General features: G+C 42.0%; 14 protein-coding genes, 3 tRNA genes and 1 other annotated feature. Of the genes, 3 read left to right on the forward strand and 14 right to left on the reverse strand.

Going from position 1 to position 20,931, the window contains the following annotated elements; translation table 11 throughout:
• From LKD41_RS13115 to ispF, 4 genes are all read right to left on the reverse strand, one after another.
• A complete protein-coding gene (locus tag LKD41_RS13115) occupies positions 1 to 462 on the reverse strand; it encodes a Mini-ribonuclease 3 (RefSeq protein WP_022242900.1) in 462 nt (153 codons plus the stop codon).
• Positions 447 to 1,865, reverse strand: coding sequence for a cysteine--tRNA ligase (gene cysS, locus LKD41_RS13120; RefSeq protein WP_022242901.1), 1,419 nt, complete (start codon positions 1,863 to 1,865; stop codon positions 447 to 449). The genes LKD41_RS13115 and cysS overlap by 16 nt, the downstream gene beginning before the upstream one ends.
• Positions 1,866 to 1,896: 31 nt before the next feature.
• Positions 1,897 to 2,574 (reverse strand): serine O-acetyltransferase EpsC, encoded by a 678-nt coding sequence (epsC, locus tag LKD41_RS13125; RefSeq protein WP_022242902.1) that lies wholly within the window; start codon positions 2,572 to 2,574, stop codon positions 1,897 to 1,899.
• Between the two features lie 131 nt (positions 2,575 to 2,705).
• Positions 2,706 to 2,924: a binding site (T-box leader), on the reverse strand.
• 79 nt (positions 2,925 to 3,003) lie between these two features.
• Positions 3,004 to 3,543 carry a 2-C-methyl-D-erythritol 2,4-cyclodiphosphate synthase gene (gene ispF / locus LKD41_RS13130; RefSeq protein ID WP_022242903.1) on the reverse strand — a complete coding sequence of 180 codons (540 nt, stop codon included), beginning with the start codon at positions 3,541 to 3,543 and terminating at the stop codon, positions 3,004 to 3,006.
• 448 nt (positions 3,544 to 3,991) lie between these two features.
• On the opposite strand from ispF, the gene LKD41_RS13135 reads away from it, so the two are divergent.
• Positions 3,992 to 4,486, forward strand: a complete 495-nt coding sequence (locus LKD41_RS13135; protein ID WP_227701428.1) for a DUF6512 family protein — start codon at positions 3,992 to 3,994, stop codon at positions 4,484 to 4,486.
• A 134-nt stretch (positions 4,487 to 4,620) separates the two neighbouring features.
• Here LKD41_RS13135 and LKD41_RS13140 read toward each other — a convergent pair.
• The 5 genes from LKD41_RS13140 to LKD41_RS13160 form a co-directional block, all read right to left on the reverse strand.
• Positions 4,621 to 4,694, reverse strand: a tRNA-Met gene (locus tag LKD41_RS13140).
• A gap of 23 nt (positions 4,695 to 4,717) precedes the next feature.
• Positions 4,718 to 4,790, reverse strand: a tRNA-Val gene (locus LKD41_RS13145).
• Between the two features lie 207 nt (positions 4,791 to 4,997).
• Positions 4,998 to 5,849: a DegV family protein gene (locus LKD41_RS13150; protein ID WP_227701429.1), complete on the reverse strand. Its 852-nt coding sequence runs from the start codon at positions 5,847 to 5,849 to the stop codon at positions 4,998 to 5,000.
• Between the two features lie 25 nt (positions 5,850 to 5,874).
• The gene (locus LKD41_RS13155; protein WP_227701430.1) at positions 5,875 to 8,295 is read right to left on the reverse strand and encodes a homocysteine S-methyltransferase family protein; all 2,421 of its coding nucleotides are present in this window, start codon (positions 8,293 to 8,295) and stop codon (positions 5,875 to 5,877) included.
• Positions 8,292 to 10,100, reverse strand: a complete 1,809-nt coding sequence (locus LKD41_RS13160; RefSeq protein ID WP_227701431.1) for a bifunctional homocysteine S-methyltransferase/methylenetetrahydrofolate reductase — start codon at positions 10,098 to 10,100, stop codon at positions 8,292 to 8,294. Before LKD41_RS13160 ends, LKD41_RS13155 begins: the two co-directional genes overlap by 4 nt.
• 169 nt (positions 10,101 to 10,269) lie before the next feature.
• Here LKD41_RS13160 and LKD41_RS13165 point away from each other — a divergent pair, with 169 nt between their 5' ends.
• Positions 10,270 to 11,109 (forward strand): Cof-type HAD-IIB family hydrolase, encoded by an 840-nt coding sequence (locus tag LKD41_RS13165; protein ID WP_022242649.1) that lies wholly within the window; start codon positions 10,270 to 10,272, stop codon positions 11,107 to 11,109.
• Positions 11,110 to 11,138: 29 nt separating this feature from the next.
• Here LKD41_RS13165 and LKD41_RS13170 read toward each other — a convergent pair whose 3' ends face one another.
• Entirely contained in the window at positions 11,139 to 14,942 is a 3,804-nt protein-coding gene (locus tag LKD41_RS13170) for a phosphoribosylformylglycinamidine synthase (protein WP_227701432.1), read from the reverse strand.
• Positions 14,943 to 15,120: 178 nt separating this feature from the next.
• On the opposite strand from LKD41_RS13170, the gene LKD41_RS13175 reads away from it, so the two are divergent.
• Positions 15,121 to 16,005, forward strand: coding sequence for a LysR family transcriptional regulator (locus tag LKD41_RS13175; RefSeq protein ID WP_022243377.1), 885 nt, complete (start codon positions 15,121 to 15,123; stop codon positions 16,003 to 16,005).
• On the opposite strand, the gene LKD41_RS13180 is transcribed toward LKD41_RS13175, so the two are convergent.
• The 4 genes from LKD41_RS13180 to LKD41_RS13195 all read right to left on the reverse strand — a co-directional run bounded on the left by LKD41_RS13180 (position 16,000) and on the right by LKD41_RS13195 (position 20,807).
• The gene (locus LKD41_RS13180; RefSeq protein ID WP_227701433.1) at positions 16,000 to 18,351 is read right to left on the reverse strand and encodes an ATP-dependent DNA helicase; all 2,352 of its coding nucleotides are present in this window, start codon (positions 18,349 to 18,351) and stop codon (positions 16,000 to 16,002) included. The two genes, LKD41_RS13175 and LKD41_RS13180, sit on opposite strands and share 6 nt — an antisense overlap.
• A gap of 253 nt (positions 18,352 to 18,604) precedes the next feature.
• Positions 18,605 to 18,832, reverse strand: coding sequence for an HPr family phosphocarrier protein (locus LKD41_RS13185; protein ID WP_117698613.1), 228 nt, complete (start codon positions 18,830 to 18,832; stop codon positions 18,605 to 18,607).
• Between the two features lie 516 nt (positions 18,833 to 19,348).
• Positions 19,349 to 20,302, reverse strand: coding sequence for a magnesium transporter CorA family protein (locus LKD41_RS13190; RefSeq protein ID WP_227701434.1), 954 nt, complete (start codon positions 20,300 to 20,302; stop codon positions 19,349 to 19,351).
• Positions 20,303 to 20,736: 434 nt separating this feature from the next.
• Positions 20,737 to 20,807, reverse strand: a tRNA-Trp gene (locus tag LKD41_RS13195).
• Between the last annotated feature and the right edge of the window lie 124 nt (positions 20,808 to 20,931).

A 20,931-nucleotide genomic window follows, 5' to 3' on the forward strand; every position in this document is an offset into this window, starting at 1 on the left:
CTACTTTCCTCCTGCCAGATCATTCTTTCCGGTCTTCACATTATAGTGTCTGATTGCTTCTTTCGCCAGTTCCAAAATCCGCTCAAACTGATCCGTCAGATATAAATAGCCCATCAATGCTTCAAAGCCGGTGGCACGGCGATAATCTGACATAGTTGCGTTTTTTGCCATGGTCGGAGACTTGGCATTTCTGCCTCTGCGGTAAATTTCCGTTTCGTCTTCCGTAAGCATCGGAGTCAGTGTCTCCATCATCGTTGCCTGCGCATGTGCTTTCACCAGATGGCTGGTGGTCTGATGCAGACGGGATGCCTTGGTATTGCCTTTTCCAACTACAATGCTTCTTATGACAAGGTCATAAATGCCATCTCCTATGTAGGCAAGTGCCAAAGGGGAGTAGGTTGCTACATCCACCTTTGGCAGGTCAAAATATTCTTTGATATGAGAATCTATGCCTTTTTCCATTTTACACCCTCTCTGGTATCCTCTAAGACAATTCCTTTTTCCAAAAGTTCATTACGAATTGCATCTGCTTTGGCAAAATCTTTTTCCTTCTTTGCAGCCTTACGCTCTTCGATTTTTTCTAATACATATGCTTCTAAATCTGCATCGATCTCATCGGCAGGATTTGCTACTTCTCCCGCTGCTAAATCAAGAGATAATACATAATCAAAATCTTTTACCAGTGCAAGCTTGGTTGCATCGGTCATATCGGCTTTCAATACTTCATATACTACAGTCAGTGCCATGGAAGTATTTAAATCATCCTCTAATGCCTGCAGGAATTTCTCTTTGTATGCATCAAATTTATCCTGCTCTACTTCTGTAGACGCATCCAGTTTTGCAATGGTCTTACGAAGCTTTACATAGGAATTTTCCATATTATCCATTACTTCATAAGAGAATTCCAATGGCTTTCTGTAATGGGACTGCAGACAGAACATACGATATACCAGCGGCAGATAACCTTTTTCTTCCAACAAGGAAACGGTCAGGAAATCTCCCTTGGATTTACTCATTTTTCCTGATTTATCATTCAGATGATGCACATGGAACCAGTAATTACACCATTTGTGTCCAAGATATGCTTCACTCTGTGCAATCTCATTGGTATGATGTGGGAAAATATTATCCACACCACCACAGTGAATATCCATATATTCGCCTAAATGCTTCATGCTGATGCAGGAGCACTCGATATGCCAGCCCGGATAACCAACGCCCCATGGACTATCCCATTTCAGTTCCTGGTTATCGAATTTGGACTTGGTAAACCACAATACAAAATCACTCTTGTTGCGCTTATTTTCATCCTCAGATACGTCATCACGGACACCTACCATCAGCTCTTTTTCGCTCTGGCTGGAGAATACATAATAATCATCTAATTTTGATGTATCAAAATATACATTTTCTCCGGCAATATATGCATAGCCTTTCTCTAAAAGTACCTCTATCATATGAATAAATTCCGGGATACAATTGGTTGCCGGCTCTACCACATCCGGACGTTTGATATTTAATTTGGAGCAATCGGAAAAGAATGCATCGGTATAATACTTTGCAATCTCCATAACGGTCTTGTGCTCACGCTTTGCGCCCTTTAACATTTTATCCTCACCGGTATCTGCATCACTGGAAAGATGTCCTACGTCTGTTATGTTCATGACACGCTTTACATCATAACCTGCATAGCGAAGTGTTTTCTCTAATACATCTTCCATAATATAGCTGCGCAGATTTCCGATATGTGCAAAATGATATACGGTTGGTCCGCAGGTATACATTTTCACTTTTCCATCTTCGTTTGGCACAAAGGTCTCTACTTTTCTTGTAAGGGTATTAAAAATCTTTACGTTGTTCTCCATGTTATCCTCCATCGTTCCTGGAATTACTTATTTAATTCTTTTCTACTTCCTGCTTTAATGCTTTTATCTCTTTTTCCATATCAATGATACGGTTGCATAATTCTGAATTTTCCCGCTGCAATACATTGATGTCTTCCTGTACCGGGTCCGGCAGATTGCACTGATCCATATCGCTGCGTGGAATTTTTACATTGTTACGTTTTACGATTCGTCCCGGAACTCCTACTACGGTACAATTTGGCGGCACCTCTTCAATTACCACACTTCCGGCACCGATTTTCGAATTCTCGCCTACCGTAAAGGAACCGATGATTTTTGCTCCGGCACTTACCATTACATTATCCTCTAAGGTCGGATGACGCTTTCCGGTTTCCTTACCGGTTCCGCCCAGGGTTACACCCTGATATAAGGTTACATTATCTCCGATAATTGATGTCTCTCCGATGATAACGCCGGTACCATGGTCGATAAAGAATCCTTTTCCAATTACTGCGCCCGGATGTATCTCAATTCCGGTTTTTCTTGCTGCTTTCTGTGAAATATATCTTGCCCGGAAGAAATGTCCCTTCAGGTAATGCTTATGTGCACGCCTATAACTAAGCATAACACGAAATGACGGATAAAGCAAAACCTCCATTGGAGATTTTAATGCCGGATCACGCTCCTTGATAATCTCAAATTCCTCTTTTAATTCTTTTATAAAACCCATGATTACAGCCTCCTGTTCACTGTATAGATTCTTTCCTTTATGCATGCATGCCTGTAATTTTTCTCGCGGAGCGATTTTTTACTTTACAGGAAAGCAATTTCCTATAAAGTAAAAAATCGTCTCTATATAAATATAGAGACGAAGTTATTCCGCGGTTCCACTCTAAGTAAAGCATTGCTGCTTTCCCTCAATACACGTAACGTGTGCTATTCGTTCCTGGATACTTGCTTTCACCGGGACTGCTTCCGGATGCACTTCATATACTTTGGAATCAAGACTGCTTTCAGCCGATGACAGTCTCTCTCTTTTATTCACGCATGTATACTACTCTTTCCGTTCACTGCATTTATCAATTCATTTCTGAATCATTTTTAAATTCTTTTTACGCTACTAGTTTATGCACGAATTGCCATTTTGTCAATAGAAAAGTTATTTTCCGCATCCCGGGCAGCCTGCACAATTTCGTTCACTGCCTCCCACTGCTATGCTGTTTTCATAGATACTTGAGATAGCACAGATTGCCTGGGAGCTGATTCCATCTTCGCTTCCGGTAAAGCCAAGCCCTTCCTCTGTGGTTGCCTTTACATTTACCTGACTGACGTCTATCTTCAATGCCTGTGCAATATTTTCTTCCATCTTCTCAATGTGTGGACGCATCTTTGGCTTCTGGGCAATAATCGTAGCATCGATATTATCAATGACATAATTCTCTTTCTCTAAAAGCTGTCCCACTTCTTCCAATAATTTTATACTGGAAATCCCCTCATATGCCGGGTCTGTATCCGGAAAATGCTTTCCGATATCTCCTAAAGCCGCTGCCCCCAGCAACGCATCCATGATGGCATGTAACAATACATCTGCATCCGAATGTCCCAGCAAGCCAAGACTGTGCGGTATCTCCACTCCGCCTATGATTAATTTTCTTCCTTCTACTAATTTATGAACATCATATCCCATTCCTACTCGCATGTGATTACCTGCTTTCTTTTTTTCTTTTCAACTTTCCGGCTCTCTGCTTCCGCCCTATCTCGGTCCAGCTCCGCAGTGCACGCGGGAAGCTGCCATGCACCTTCCCGCTCTCGGGCTTTCGCCCTATCTCGGTACAGCTCCGCAGTGCACGCGGGAAGCTGCCATGCACCTTCCCGCTCTCTGCTTCCGCCCTATCTCAGTCCAGCTCCGCAGTGCATGCGGGAAGCTGCCATTCACCTTCCCGCTCTCGGGCTTTCGCCCTATCAAAAACAAGGAAAATCCAGTTTTGTCTGCAAGCAGCCAATCTGGATTTTTCTTGTTTTTGGCACTGCTCAATGCTTACGGACATTATACCACACTGGAGGTATTTTCTGATAGCTGTTTATAGATTTCTTTTTTCATATTATTTCCTGTTTTGCATCATACTATAGTTTCAGGAGGTATTTTTATGAATTCTAAAAAACTTTTTATCTGGGGTTTTCTCTTTGTGTCTGTGATTGGATCCCTATTACATTTCGTCTATGAATGGTCCGGTAACAATTCCATCGTACGGCTTTTTGCACCATGGAATGAATCCACCTGGGAGCACATGAAGCTTCTTTTCTTTCCAATGCTGGTTCTTGTGCTTTTTCTCTTTTTCAAACTGCCGGAACAAAGTCCGATTCCAGTAGCACTCTCCATTGGGACGCTGGTTGGGTTGGCATTAATTCCAATTCTCTTCTACACATACACCGGTGTGCTTGGCTTCTCTGTCATGACGATTGATATTGCAATTTTTTACATCAGTGTTCTGGGTGTCTTTCTTACCGGATGGTTTCTGAAAGATAACCGCAAACTTGCCAACCGCAATGGACTGCTACTTACCTGCCTTGTAATTCTTGCAATTCTGTTTTTTATCTTTAGTTACTATCCGCCTGAGATTGGACTTTTTCAGGAGCCATAAGCTATTTTTAAATAGGAAAACAGGTCGGTAAGGGATTTACAAGAAATTCTCACCTGCAGTTCTTTCCTGATGCCAGATTTTTTCTTGCTACTCGCAAAAAAAAAGAATCCTGCATCTGCAAGATTCTTTTTCAGTAGCGGAAGGGAGATTTGAACTCTCGACACCACGGGTATGAACCGTGTGCTCTAGCCAACTGAGCTATTCCGCCATATTCAATTATTTGTTTTGGAATGGGACCTACAGGGCTCGAACCTGTGACCCTCTGCTTGTAAGGCAGATGCTCTCCCAGCTGAGCTAAGATCCCATATTCCTGCGGGTTACTCATCTGCAACCCGCTTTGCTAGTATACTATATAGGAATAGTGAAGTCAAGCACTTTTTCAAAAATATTTTTGAAATATTTAAAATTTTTGAGAATATTTCAAGATTCAAAATTACTCCAATAATTCTGTCAAGCTGCCGGATACTTGCCTTATGAGATACCTTTGCAAATCATACATCTCTCCTTCTCCCTACTCCTTCGCAATAAACAAGACGCCCAGTGTTCCCGGTCCACAGTGGCTGGATACTACACCACCCGCTCTGGTCTCTAAAATTTCATGAAAGACATGCAGGTCATTGAGATAAGCCCGTACCTTATCTACGATTTCCGGGGCACTGCCGGAATGAGTGATAAATACACGTTCCGGCCGGGCATTCTTCATTGCTTCTTCCATGTCTTTCACATAAGAGAGAACAACCTTTTCCATATTGCCACGGTATTTCTTGCCCGGTCCCATCTTACCATCCTCAACACCAATCCGCGGATGAAGTTTTAATGCACCACCGGCTAAGGCAGCCAGTCCACTGCATCTGCCACCACGATAAAGATAGGTTAAGGTGTCTACCACAAAGCTTGCCCGAACCAGAGGCTTTAATTCTTCAATGCGTGCAGTAATCTCTGCTGCACCCTTTCCCTGCTGTGCCATTTCGGCTGCTTCTATGACAAGAAGTCCGATACCGGTAGAAAGGTTTGCCGAATCGATTACAGTCACCAGATTTTCCGCATTCAGTTCTTCCGCTGCAAGACGCATCACATTCATGGAAGAAGACATCCCGGATGCAATGGCAAAACAGATAACCTCCTGACCTTTTTCTACATAAGGCTTTAACAATTCTACTGCCTGCTCTGCGGATGGTGCTGAAGTCTTTGGAGTGGTCTTGTGTTCATCCGACCAGTCAAAAATCTCCTGCGGAGTAATATTTACTCCATCCAGATATTCTTCGTCACCTAATAAAATGTGAAGCGGAAGAATGGTAATATCATAACGTTTTACCAGTTCTTCAGATAAATCACAGGTACTATCTGAAATTATCTTTACCATATCAAAAACCTCCCAAAATAAAAATTTACATTTCTTCCAGTAGACGTTCTACCAGTTTTACACAATCAGCTGCATCCGGGGAATAGCCATCTGCACCGATTTCATCTGCAAAGCTCTGTGTAATTGCTGCGCCACCGACGATAATCCTGCTGTTGCAGCCGCGCTCTTTTGCCAGTTCTACCACATCCTTCATACGCATCATGGTAGTGGTCATCAGGGCAGAAAGTCCGATAATCTGGGCATTTTCTTTTAACGCTGTATCCACAATAATATCCGCTGCCACATCCTTGCCAAGGTCTAAGACACGATAACCATAGTTACGGAGCATCAGTGCTACCAGATTCTTACCGATATCGTGTATGTCACCTTCTACGGTTGCAATAATAATGGTTGCCTTTGGCTCTGCGTCCTTATCTTTGGAAAGCATTGGCTCCAAGTATTCAATGGCATGCTGCATGGTCTGCGCACTGGAAATCAGCTGCGGCAGGAAATAAATCTGCTTGTCAAAAAGGACACCTACTTCATTAATGGCAGGAATCAACTGTCCATTAATAATCGCTCCCGGTTCTTCTCCTGCTGCCAAAGCTTTATCTACTTCTTTTAAAATATTGCCCTTATTTCCCTTTAATACACAATCAAATACCGGATTTGCCGGCTCTAAAGTGCCTGCCGAAGCTGCGTTATCGGTTGCCGGAGCTTCCTTCTGTGCCCGCTGGTTCATCCGATTGATATAGCGGATATCGGAACCTTCTTTATGTAAAAGCATATCCGAAGCCACTGCCGCATTCATTAATAAATCCTGGGATGGATTTGCAATTGCCATCGTAAGTCCTTTTGCAATTGCCATGGTAAGAAATGCACTGTTTACATAAATACGTTCCGGCAGACCGAAGGAAATATTGGAAAGTCCACAGGCTGTGGCAAGGCTCAATTCATCCTTACAATACTGGATGGTATCAAAACATTCCAATGCTGCCAGCGGATTGGCACCTACCGTTGCTACCAGTCCATCCACGATAATATCTTCTTTATGAAGACCGATTTTTAAGGCGGCATCTAAAATGGTACGGACAATCTGCCGCTTCTCTTCTGCGTCTTTTGGAAGTCCCTCGTCAGAAAGCGGAAGCAAAATAAACATTGCTCCATATTTCTTTGCAATCGGAAGCAATTTTTCGAATTTCTCTTTTTCTAAGGAAATAGAGTTAATCAAAGCTCGTCCCGGATAAATACGAAGTGCTGCTTCAATAATATCCACATGGGATGAATCGATACAAAGCGGACAATCCACTGTATAAGTAACCTCATGAATGGTATTTAACATCATCTGTTTCTCATCAATTCCATTCATACCCATATTGACATCCAGAATGGCTGCACCATTTTCTTCCTGCGCCCGTGCCATATCACGAACCATATTAAGGCTGCCTTCCCGAAGCTCTGCCTGCAATTTCTTCTTTCCGGTCGGATTAATCCGCTCACCAATTACCATAAATGGTCCGTCCAAATCAATTTCTACCGTCTTACGCTCAGAAGTAAGCACTCTTCGTCTTGGTGCTTCCGCATGATGGATCCCCATTGGTTTTACTTTATCTGCCAATGCCTTGATATGTGCCGGGGTCGTTCCACAGCATCCACCAATAATCGAAACGCCTTCTTCGACTAATTTTGCACCAACTTCCGCAAATTCTTCCGGTGTGGTCTTGTATACCGTTACACCATCCTCTAATTCCGGTAATCCGGCATTTGGCTTTGCCAAAACAGGAACATAGGCATATTCTACGGTCTGGCGAATCGGCTCTAACATTTCCTCTGGTCCTGTGGAGCAGTTCATTCCCACTGCATCAGCACCCAGACTCTGCAACGTAACTACCGCAGTTACCGGATCTGTTCCATACAAGCTTCTGCCATCCTCGTTATAAGTCATACTTGCCATAATCGGCAAATCACAGGTTTCACGGATTGCCAGCACAGCGGCTCTTGTTTCCTGCAGACTCATCATGGTCTCAATGATAAACAAGTCTACTCCCGCATCTGCCACAACTTTGACCTGTTCTTTATAAATATCTACCAGTTCTTCAAACTGCAATTCACCCATCGGATAAAGCTGCTGACCGGTCATGGTAATATCACCAGCTACCAGCGCTTTTCCGCCTGCTGCCTCTTTGGAAATGGCAACTAATTGCTGGTTCATCTCTACCAGCTTATCTGCCAGTCCATATTCTTCTAATTTAATGCGGTTTGCAGTAAAGGTCGGTGCCAAAAGAATCTGTGTTCCAGCCTCCACATAAGCCCGCTGCAAATCTATCATGGTCTGTGGATGCTCTAAAATCCACTGCTCCGGGCAGACTCCTACCGGCATTCCTGCATTCTGAAGATTGCTTCCGGTTGCACCATCTAAGATAACCGGTCCATTTTTTACTAATTCTTTAAATTCCTCTCTTGTCATCTGCGTTCTTCCTCCTGTCGGATTGCCTCAATAATTCTCGCAATTAAGCCCGTCCGGTTAAATGGTGTCATAAAATAAAATCCGTCTGCAATATCATATAATTTTGCTGCGATTTCAACAGATAATTCAATTGCCACTTCTTCTGCCTCTTCTCTTGTCATATCTTCCCGATACCGGTTTACAATTTCATCGGAAACATGGATGCCCGGCATCTCATTTTTCACAAACGTTGCATTCTTATAGCTTACCAGCGGCATAATACCGCACATGATTTTGGTGTCAATGTGTTCTTTGATATAAGTCAGTCTTTCCACATCTTCCTCGGTATATACCGGCTGTGTCAGGAAATAACCGCATCCTGCTTCCGCTTTACGCTTCATCCGTTCAATAATCGCATCCGGATTGGCGCCATGATAATTCAGTGCACCACCATAATAAACCGGCTCCTGTGTAAAAACTTCTAAATTCATTTCCTTAACATACTGCATCAGTTTAATGGAATTGAAATCAAAAACGGAAGTCACTCTTTCGCGGTCTGCCCTTGAAACCGGGTCTCCGGTCACAATCAGGAAATGGCGGACATCATTCATATGCATGCCTAAAAGACCTGCCCGAAGCGCAATCACATTGCGGTCACGGCAGCTGATATGCGGCATTACTGACACACCGGTCTTCTGCTGGATTTTCACTGCCAGCTGTCCGGCATCCATTCTCGCCCGCGCCATTGGGGAATCGGAAAGGGTAATCAGATCCACATTACATTTTCTTAAATCTTCTGCTCCTTTCATAACCTTGGATGCATCCTCGGAAAATGGCGGGTCCAATTCTACAATATAAGCCTTCTCCCCACGGGAAAGCTTCTCTTCAAAAATAGACGGAGTTCTTGTAACCTCCTGCGTTACTACATTTTCAATTTTCTTTGCTGCCTTCGGCACGTCCTGTAACTCGCCAGAAAGCAAAGCAATATATTCCGGTGTGGTTCCACAGCAGCCACCTAAAATATCTGTGCCAAGGGCTGCAATATCCTTCATTTTTTCTGCATAATAAGATGCATTATTGGAATAAATTGTCTTTCCTCGCAAAGTATATGGGTACCCTGCATTTGGAAGTGCTGATACGAATTTGTCACTGGAGAACTTCAGGTTCTTCATAAACTGATACATGTGGGTACTGTCCAGTTCACAGTTAAATCCATAGGCATCCACATTTTCCATCTCGGAAGCTTCTACTGCCACACGTTGCATAGAGAGACCGGAGCGGGTGTATCCACTTTTGTCAAACGCAAACTGCACCAGAATAAATGCGTCTGATTTTTCTTTGATATATGCCGTCACCGGCTCAATATAGGTAAAGTCACTCTGTGTCTCAAATACAAAACAGTCTGCGCCACAGGAAAGGAATGTGTCACAAATTTCTTTGTACTCCTGTAACACATTGTCATAGTCCTGATGGTCAAGATCATAAATCGGTCCTAAATCTGCTCCGATAAATACCGGAATCTCTTTTCCATTTTCTGTCTGGAATGCGGTTACTGCTTCCTTTGCAATCTCATAGCCTGCCCGGACTGTCTCTTTTACTTCCTGCATATCTGCAAGAAACATGGTATTTGCTGCAAATGTATTGGTGCGGATCAGCCTTGCTCCCGCACGCAGATATTCTAAATGAATCTCCTTAATCTGCTCCGGATTCTTAAGATTCTCCTTTTCTGCAATCACGGTATCTTCGCTGTATTTTTCCTCATAATAAGTGCCCATGGCACCATCGGTTATCAGTCTTTGTTCTTTGATATATTCCTTTATATTCATAGTATACTCCAGTTTATCTTACATTTGAATTCCTACTAATTATATATGTAAGCTCCTTTTCCTGCAACTTAAAAATATAAATTTAATCCGGTGAGTTGCTTTTTTCATTTTCTGTGCTACACTGTTATTCATTGACAATGATATTTTCAAATACAAAGGAGTACACTTGATGAATTCAGTAAAGCTAATTGCCTTAGACATCGATGGCACCCTCTATAATAAAGACGGTGTCATTACCTCTTACAATAAAGAAATGATTCGAAAAGCCGTAGAAAACGGGATTACCGTTATTATCTCCACCGGCCGGCCTTATATCGGTCTTCCTGTGGATGAAATGAAGGAGCTTGGCATCCAATATGCCATTACTGCCAACGGTTCTGCGGTATACCGCGTCCCGGAAAAGGAACTGCTCTTAGATGAAAGCATGGATACCGATTTAAGTGTCCGGCTGTTACGCAAGCTCTATACGCAGTCTCTTCATATCGATGCCTTTATCAATGGTGACGGCTATACCCAGTTTTCCACCAGCGAGCTTACCAACCTATTAGATATTCCGGATTCCTTAAAAAAATATATCCAGACCACCCGGAAGACGATTACTGACTTAGCTGCTTATATCGAAGAACATAAACTTTGTGTTTCAAAACTGACTTTAAACTTTGCACCGGATGCAGATGGAAGCTATACCACAAGAGAAAAAACAAAAGAAATCTTAGACACCTTCCCGGAAGTCACTTATGTGTCCGGCGGTTTTCATAACTTAGAAGTTACCAGATGCGGCATTGCCAAATCCAAAGGACTTAAATTCCTCTGTGATTACCTCCACATTTCCATGGAAGATACCATGGCGGTAGGTGACAGCGAAAATGATCTCGATATCGTCAAAGCTGCCGGCATTGGCGTTGCCATGGGAAATGCGCAACAGCTCTTAAAAGATTCGGCTGATTTCATTTCCCTTTCTAATGAAGAAGATGGTGTTGCATACGCAATCGAGCGGTTCTGCTTTTAACAGAACCGCTCGGTTTTTATTTTACTATTTTATTTAAAGTATGCTACTCCACTTTCGAACAGCTTCATATCCTGCTCGCCGTAAATGTTGACTGCAACAGACTCTCCACGACGCTCTGCATGTGCCATCTTACCAAGGACACGTCCGTCCGGACTGGTGATACCTTCAATTGCCATGTAAGAACCGTTTACGTTCCACTCTTCATCCATGGTTGGAACACCGGCTTCGTTTACATACTGGGTTGCCACCTGACCATTCTCGAAAAGCTTGTCTAACCACTCCTTCGGAGCAACGAAACGACCTTCTCCATGAGATGCCGGGTTACAGTATACGCCGCCAAGCTCAGCCTGTGCTAACCATGGGGACTTGTTGGTCACTACCTTGGTATATACCATCTTGGAAATATGACGTCCGATGGTATTGTAGGTCAGAGTCGGTGAATCCGGTCTCTGGTGTGTAATCTTGCCGTAAGGAACCAGACCTAATTTAATCAGTGCCTGGAATCCGTTACAGATACCAAGTGCAAGACCGTCACGCTCATTTAAAAGCTTGTTTACAGCTTCTTTCATCTTCTCATTACGGAATGCTGTTGCAAAGAATTTTGCTGAGCCTTCCGGTTCATCTCCTGCGGAGAATCCACCAGGGAACATGATAATCTGTGCTTCATCAATTGCTTTTACAAATACATCAACAGAATCACGGATGTCTTCTGCATTTAAGTTCTTAAATACCTTTACGGTTACATCTGCACCTGCATTTTCAAATGCTTTCGCACTGTCGTACTCGCAATTGGTTCCCGGGAATACCGGAATAAATACATGCGGGCGGGCAACTTTGTGCTTGCAGACATAAATGTCTTTTGTATCGTAAAGTCCGCTCTTCACTTCTTCTGTTCCGGTGGTTGCTCTGGTTGGGAATACTTTCTCTAAAGTCTGTCCCCATGCTTCGATTGCTTCATCCATGGAAATGCTCATATCACCATAGATAAAGTTCTTGCTGTCATTTACTGCACCCACAACAGCTCCGTTTGCTGCAAGACCTGCTGCTGCAAGGATTTCCTGTGCTTTTGCAACTTTATTTTCCGGAACTTCTGCTACGATATTTCCAAAGCCCGGTGCAAATAATGTTTCTTTTGTTACATCTGCATTTACAGTAACGCCAAGTTTATTACCAAATGCCATCTTGCTGACTGCTGCTGCAAGACCTTTTCCGTCTAATGCATAAGCTGCTACGATAACGCCTGTCTCAGTCATTTCATGAATTGCATCATAAAGCTTCATAACCTGTGCGTAATCCGGCATATCATAAGCATCTTTTTCGATGGTAAATAACATCAGCTTATCATTTTCTTTCTTAAGCTCCGGTGTGATAACATCTTTTTCTTTTGCTACATCAACTGCAAAGGATACCAGTGTTGGCGGTACATCAATTTCATTGAAGGAACCGGACATGGAGTCCTTTCCACCGATGGATGGAAGTCCGAAACCAATCTGCGCATTATAAGCACCAAGCAGTGCTGCAAATGGCTGGCTCCAACGACTTGGCTCCTCCGACATTCTGCGGAAGTATTCCTGGAATGTGAAACGAATCTTGTGGAAATCACCACCGGCTGTTACGATACGGGAAACAGACTCTAATACTGCATAAGCTGCTCCATGGTATGGGCTCCATGAAGATAAATATGGATCAAATCCGTAACTCATCATGGTTACTGTATCGCATTTTCCATTCATAACCGGAAGTTTTGCAACCATACTCTGTGTCTCGGTCAACTGATATTTTCCACCATATGGCATGTATACACTGCCTGCTCCGATGGAACCATCAAACATTTCTACGAGACCCTTCTGGGAACATACATTAAGGTCTTTTAATTCATTTAACCATGCAGCTTTCATATCGCCTGCTGCAACTGCTTCTTCTACAGCCTTTGTGCTGATTTTATTTAAATAATTCTCTTCTTTTACCGGAAGCTCTACCTTTACATCTGTCTCCTGATGTGCTCCGTTGGTATCTAAGAATGCTCTGGAAAGATTTACAATTTCTTTTCCTCTCCAGGATAATACTAATCTTGGCTCTTCGGTTACAACGGCAACTTTCACAGCCTCTAAGTTTTCTTCTTTTGCATAATCTAAGAACTGCTGTGCATCTTCCGGTGCAACAACAACTGCCATACGCTCCTGAGACTCGGAAATAGCAAGTTCTGTTCCGTCCAGTCCGGCATATTTCTTTGGTACTTTATCCAAATCAACCTGTAATCCGTCTGCAAGCTCTCCGATTGCTACGGACACTCCACCGGCACCAAAGTCATTACATTTCTTAATAATGTGGGCAACTTCTTCTCTGCGGAAAAGTCTCTGTATCTTACGCTCGGTAGGTGGGTTACCTTTCTGAACCTCTGCTCCACAGGTATCAATGGATTCTGTATTGTGTGCTTTGGAGGAACCGGTTGCTCCACCACAGCCATCACGTCCGGTACGTCCGCCTAAGAGGATAATAATATCTCCCGGATCAGAAGTCAGTCTCTGAACGGCACGACGAGGTGCTGCTCCCATAACGGCTCCGATTTCCATTCTCTTAGCAACATAATCCGGATGATATACTTCTTTGACATATCCGGTAGCAAGTCCAATCTGGTTACCATAGGAACTGTATCCCTGTGCTGCGCCGCGAACCAGTTTCTTCTGAGGAAGCTTTCCTTCCATGGTATCTTTTACAGATACGGTAGGGTCAGCAGCTCCGGTTACACGCATTGCCTGATATACATAGGTACGTCCTGACAACGGGTCACGGATTGCTCCACCAAGACAGGTTGCAGCTCCACCAAACGGCTCGATTTCGGTTGGGTGGTTGTGGGTCTCATTTTTAAAGTTTACAAGCCATTCTTCTGTCTTGCCATCTACTTCAACAGGCACTACGATAGAGCAGGCATTAATCTCATCGGACTCTTCCTGATCCTGTAATTTTCCTTCTTTTTTCAGGCGCTTCATTGCCATTAAAGCAATGTCCATTAAGCAGACAAATTTGTCATCTCTACCCTCATACATTTTCTTATGTGTATCAAGATAATCCTCATATGTCTTTTCCATTGGCTCTTTGTAGAAACCATCTTCAAATGCAACATTTTTCAGTTCGGTAGAAAATGTGGTATGACGGCAATGGTCTGACCAGTAGGTATCCAGCACACGAATCTCGGTCATGGATGGGTCTCTATCTTCTTCTCCATGGAAATAGTTCTGAATATGTAAGAAATCCTTGAATGTCATAGCCAGTCCAAGGGAATCATAGAGTGCTTTTAATTCCTGCTCCGGCATATCCTTAAATCCGGTCATAATCTTAACATCTGCAGGCTCCGGGAACTCTGTTACCAAAGTCTCAGGCTTCTCCATGCCGGTCTCTCTGGAATCTACCGGGTTAATGCAGTGATGCTTGATTGCCTCTAACTGCTCAGCGTTGATATCTCCGTAAATAACATACGTTGTTGCGGTACGGATAACCGGCTCTTCATCCTCTTTTAAAAGCTTCACACACTGCTCTGCAGAATCTGCTCTCTGGTCGAACTGTCCCGGAAGGAATTCAACGGAAAATACTTTTCCATCCCCCATTTCAAAATTCTCTTCATAGACATCATCTACCGGCGGCTCTGAAAATACAGTCTGAACTGCTCTTTTATATACATCATCGGAAATGTTTTCAATATCATAACGAATCAGGACACGTACCTTATCTACTGCGCTGATTCCAAGATAACTCTTAATCTCTGCATGTAACTCTTTGGCGCGTACTGCGTAAGCGTCTTTTTTCTCTACATACACTCTTCTTACCTTACTCATCTTCTACCTCCTGAATGTTTACTTTCTTATGCTCATTATAGCACGGCATTATGAATAAGAACAATTAATATATTTAATTTTATTTATAAGAGTTACTAATGTTGACACAGTTATAAGCGTCACTTATAATAAAGGAAAATATGTAAGATATGCATTCTGATATGATAAAGGAGCCATTATGGATATTAATTACGAATTATATAAAGTATTCTACCACGTTGCTACTTCCTTAAGCTTCTCGGAAGCCAGCAAGCAGCTTTACATTTCCCAGTCTGCAGTAAGCCAGTCCATCAAGACCTTAGAAAAGAAATTAGAGCAGCCGCTTTTTATCCGTAGCACCAAGAAAGTCCAGCTTACTCCGGCAGGACAGGTTCTGTTAAAACACATTGAGCCTGCCATGAATCTCATCGCCCGCGGGGAAAACCAGCTCTTAGAATCCAATACTCTTGGGTTGGGGCAGCTTCATATTGCTGCCAGCGACACTATCTGCCGCTATTTTTTAGTACCTTATTTAAAAGAATTTCATAAAAAATTTCCCAGCGTTCCCATCAAGGTTACCAATGCAACCTCTCTTGGCTGCGTTGACCTCTTAGAGCAGGGAAAAGTCGATATTGCCGTTACCAACTGCCCGAATGTACGATTAAATCAATCCTACATCCGCAAAATGGTACTGGATTTTACGGATGTATTTATTGCGAATCCATCCTACTTTAATTTAAAACAACAGGAATTAAGTTTCCGGGATTTAACAAAATATCCTCTGCTGATGCTCGATAACAAGAGTACCACCAGTGAATTCATGCACAATCTCTTCCTTTCCCATCAGTTGGAGCTGATTCCGGAAATTGAACTGAGCAGTAATGACCTTCTGATTGACCTTGCCCGTATCGGTCTTGGTATCGCCTGCATTCCGGACTATTGCTTGAAACATGAATCTAAGGATTTGTTTATCTTAAAAACTTTAGAACCTCTTCCACGAAGACAGCTTGCTGTCTCCGTAAATCCGAATCTGCCGATTCTTACTTCCACAGAAGAATTCTTAAATCTGCTGCCGACATTATAAATGCTTTTCCTCCCAGAAGGTTGTCAGCTTCTCTTCCAGATTGGAAAGTTGGCACACGCTCCGCTGTTCCCACTCTCTTGGGAACAGCCGCTGATAATCATTCTGCAGAAAGCGTTCATCCAAAAGTTCAATAATTCCCACATCTTCTGCAGTCCGGATAACACGTCCCGCTGCCTGAAGTACCTTATTCATTCCCGGATACCGATAGGCATAGTCGAATCCCATGCCCTCTTTTTTGTCATAATACTCTTTTAAAATTTCCCGCTCATTGCTAATCTGCGGCAGACCGGTTCCTACGATAATTGCACCAATCAACTGCTCCCTCTTTAAGTCAATTCCTTCTCCAAAGATGCCGCCCATGACACAAAATGCCACCAGTGACTCCTCTTTTTCTCCCTGAAATGCTTCTAAAAAAGCTTCTCTTTCTTCTTCCCGCATGCCGGATTCCTGACAGATGCAGGTAATTGTTTCATCCGTCCGCAGTTCAAATGCCTCATGCACTTTTTTCAGGAAAAGATAGGATGGGAAAAACACCATATAATTGCCCTTTTTCTTCTTTATTGTACGATAAATATAATCTGCAATCCTTCCGTATTCTTCCGGTGTTCTTCTGGTATATTTACTGCTGACATCATTTCCGATTAATAAAAGTCTCTTATCCTGAGAAAATGTTGTCCTGGCATAAACTGCATAATTATCCGTTTTATTCGTCAAAAGCTCCTTATAATACTGAACCGGCAGCAGCGTTGCCGAGAAGAAAATCGTAGCATTTCCCTTATCCAGACACTCCTGCAGATTAAAGGACGGATCCACGCAAAAAAGCTTTATGACAAATCTGCCCTCTTCATCATGCTGCCCGTAAATTACATAATGCTCGTCCACACGCTCATAGATATTCAAGAAATTGCGCAATTCAAAATAAAAATCAAGGACCACATCCCGCCCCGGGAACTCCGGATTCTTCTGCATATATTCTTCGATTTTTGCTGCAAGACGCATACAGGAGAAAATGAGATTCGGAATGCTTTCGTAAATCTGATAAGTTTCGCACTCTCTCTTATATTCCAACATCAGCTTATTGCATTTACCCAGTTCTTTCTCAATGGCAGAGCTTCTTGGCTTCATAATTTTCCGCACCGCAAGAATATCCTCTTTGACAAGGGCGGCACTATACATCTCCCGTCCACGTTCCACAAGATTGTGTGCCTCATCCACCAGAAAGATATAATCACCCTTGATGCCATCTGCGAAAAAACGCTTTAGATACACATTCGGGTCAAAGACATAATTATAATCGCAGATAATATTATCCGCCCAGGTTGCCGTGTCCAGACACATTTCAAACGGGCAGACCTGATATTCTTTTGCATGTGCCAGCAAAACTTCTCTTGTCATATTATTTTCTTTCTGTAATAAATCGTAAACCGCATCATTTACCCGGTCAAAATGCCCCTTTGCATAAGGGCAGCTTACGGGATTACAGTCCACTTCCTCACAAGGGCATAATTTTTCTTTCGCTGTAATCTGCACACTCTTTGCCCGATAACCCTTTTCACATAAAATGCCAATGGTCTCTTTTGCCACATTTGCGGTAACAGTCTTGGCAGTTAAGTAAAAAATCTTATCACCTAATCCTTCTCCCACCGCTTTGATTGCCGGATATAATGTAGAAATGGTCTTGCCAACTCCGGTGGGTGCCTGAATAAACAGATTCTTTTTTCTGGCTATCGTACGGTAAACCCCGGCAGCCAACTCTTTCTGTCCCTCCCGGTACGGAAACGGAAATGCCAGTTCTTTAATGGATGCCTGCCGTTTCTTCCGCCACTCATACTGAAAATCCGCCCATTTCTTATATTTTAAAATCAAATCTGAAAACCATTCCTGCAGCTGCTGCATGCTATATTCATAAGAAAAATATTTTAAATCTCCGGTATCGAGATTTCCATATGTCATCTGAACATTGATTTTCTGTAAATCATTCTGGATTCCATATATGTACGCATAGCACTTTGCCTGTGCCAGATGTACCTTTACGGGTTCTTCCAATAAGTCAAGGCTTAAATATACGCCTTTTATCTCATCAATGGTAACTGTTTCTTCTATTATAATGCCATCTGCCCGTCCCCAGATTCCAAGCTCATAATTTTCTTCCTCAATGATAATATTTAAAGGAACCTCGGCATGGTAAGTGCTTCCCATCTTCTTTTGAATCTTCCGATGGAGTCTGCTGCCCGCCTGCATGGCTTCCATCGTATCAAGACTGGCCCTACGGTTATCAATGTCTCCGGAACGCAAGATAAACTCCACCAGATTTCGTACCGATATTCTTATCTGCTCACGTTCCATTCCGCTGTCACCTCATTTCATCCCATCTTATACTTATTTCTATTTATGCTATTCACTATTTTTTCTATTTATCAATTTTTGAAAAATCTCATTTTTCTAGCAGACTTCAAAGGAATTGAAACGTATTCTCATTTCATAATAACAAAAAAATACCAGATAGAAAAGACAATATCCAAATTGTCTCCGCTACCCGGTATTTCTTCTTACCTTATGAACCTGTATTTTCTGGCTGCCAGAAAACCTGTGCCATCATTTAAGCAGTTGCATACTTGCTTAATACATTCTCAAAGTTCATATCATGTCCGCCATACTTAACAGTAAGCTCTCGATTCAGATCAAGACTTAATACTCCAAGAAAAGACTTTGCGTCAATTATTACTCTATTGTATGAAATATCAATGTCAAAATCACATTTTCCTGCCTCACGTACAAAGTCTCTAACCTCTTCTGTGCCAGCTAATTTGATTTTCTTTTCATTCATTTTTTTCACCATCCTCAAAAAAATAAACTGATTTACTTTTGATTCTTGAGCATTATGACACCATTTCTTTTTTTTGTCAATTTTCGCTTACCATCTTAGTATATGAATTTTATGAGCATTTTACACAATAAATTTTTCTGTTTTTCTCCATTTTGGTCTTACCAAAATTAGTTTGCCTGTCACATTTTGTCGTTTTTTATGGTACTTTAGTCACATTTACAAGTTTTTTTTTACTCAGTCAATATTTTTTATCGTTTTTCACAAATTTTTGTGTCAAAAAATAAGGTAATAAGCCTCGCATTCCTTCAAAAGTCTTCAAAAAAGCTCCAAATTCCATCATTATTCCTAAACTTCTTTCTACACATAACATTTACATAATACTTACTATTGCACTTTTTTCCGTACATTCAGCTGTTTTCCATATAAGTGGACATTTTGTGTATTATAACGTGATTGTATCACTCATTAATTTCGCCGATTGTCAATCATGCAAGTATGTTGACTCGCTTGCACTCATTACATTACGTCTTTCGAAGATATCCAGATCCGCTTTTTCTTGAAATATACTATCTCTATAATAATAAGAAGAACGGACAGTCCGATTACTGCCAGATAACCATATTTCCATTGAAATTCCGGCATTCCCGGAAAATTCATTCCATACCAGCCTGTAATTAGTGTCAATGGCAAAAAGAGAGTTGTTACAATGGTCAGAATACTCATAATCCGGTTCTGGTGAATATCAATCTGCGTCTGATACATTTCACGGATTTGCTGTAAATACTCGCGGATTGTCTCTACGTAATTATGCAGCCGCTCCACACGATTCATATAGCGTTCCCAGCCCTGTTCCTCCTCTACTAAAGACTCCCGGTTCATATACATCTGCATGAAATCTCCCATATTCATCAACTGTTCATAATATGCCCGGCTCTCTGAAAGCTGCTTCCGATAACGCATAATTACTTCATTAAAATGCTCCGGTATCCTCTTAATTACAACATCCTCTACCTTCTCCAAATTTTCCTCTATCTTTTGCAGATAAAGAATATCATTGTCAATTAATGCATTACAAATAAAGAGCAACACCATATGAAGTGTGCAGCCATCAAACATATCATTTTTGACCTTTGCCAATATTTCCTGTAATTCCTCATCTTCTTCTATTAAAAATAGTTTATTTTCAAAGAGATAAAAGCCAAAGGAAAACTCTTTTTCCTTTTTACTTCCCTGTTTTGGTACATGTATAATCCCCTGTACACATTCATGAAATGCCTCTACTTTGCTATAGCGGATAAAACGCATGCTGCTAATCAGATTCTTTCGATGCGGATAATTTCCTTCTAATTGCTGAAATTCTTCCATATTTAATAGTATTATCTGCGGTTCTGATTCCTTTTCTATATTTTTCCCATTATCCCTTGCTAAAGAAAGTTCTCCTGATGCCGCATGCAACCAATACCTGTTCATTTCTCTTACAACTCCCTTCCTCACAATCCTGTTTTCATTCATCACATATTTTCTTCTATGTCAGTAGACTGCCCTTTATAAAACTTCTCTTTCATTACTTTCTCTTAGATTTTAACACTCTTTGTCTATTTTATACCACTTTTCTTTTTTATACAAAATTTACTGCTAATAGCTGTTTGTGAATTCATGCTAAGTCTGCCGGTAGCTTCTTACGAATACTTGACACAACTACGAGAAACATGCTTTGCGAGTTTCTCGCTACTCGCATAACAAAGAATGTGCCTTGGCACATTCTCGCGCCTGCGGCGGTCGCTTGCGACATCTACCTTATACGCCGCAGTGTGCATCCTCGCAGAGCGTTTTTTACTTTACAGGAAAGCAATTTCCTGTAAAGTAAAAAAAAGAAAGTATAAAATATACTTTCTGTTTAAGAACAGGGGTGGAAGGAATCGAACCCTCCTCTGGAGTTTTGGAGACTCTTATTCTACCGATGAACTACACCCCTATATGCTAAAATGACGTACAAGTACGTCACAATAGGTTTGTTTTGTAACATACCTTCAAAACTTCATACAGATTGCTTTCCGAGTTGCTTTGGTCAAGCCCTCGACCGATTAGTAACAGTCAGC

Source organism: Roseburia sp. CLA-AA-H209 (genome assembly GCF_020687575.1).
Classification (GTDB): Bacteria; Bacillota; Clostridia; order Lachnospirales; family Lachnospiraceae; genus Roseburia_C; species Roseburia_C amylophila.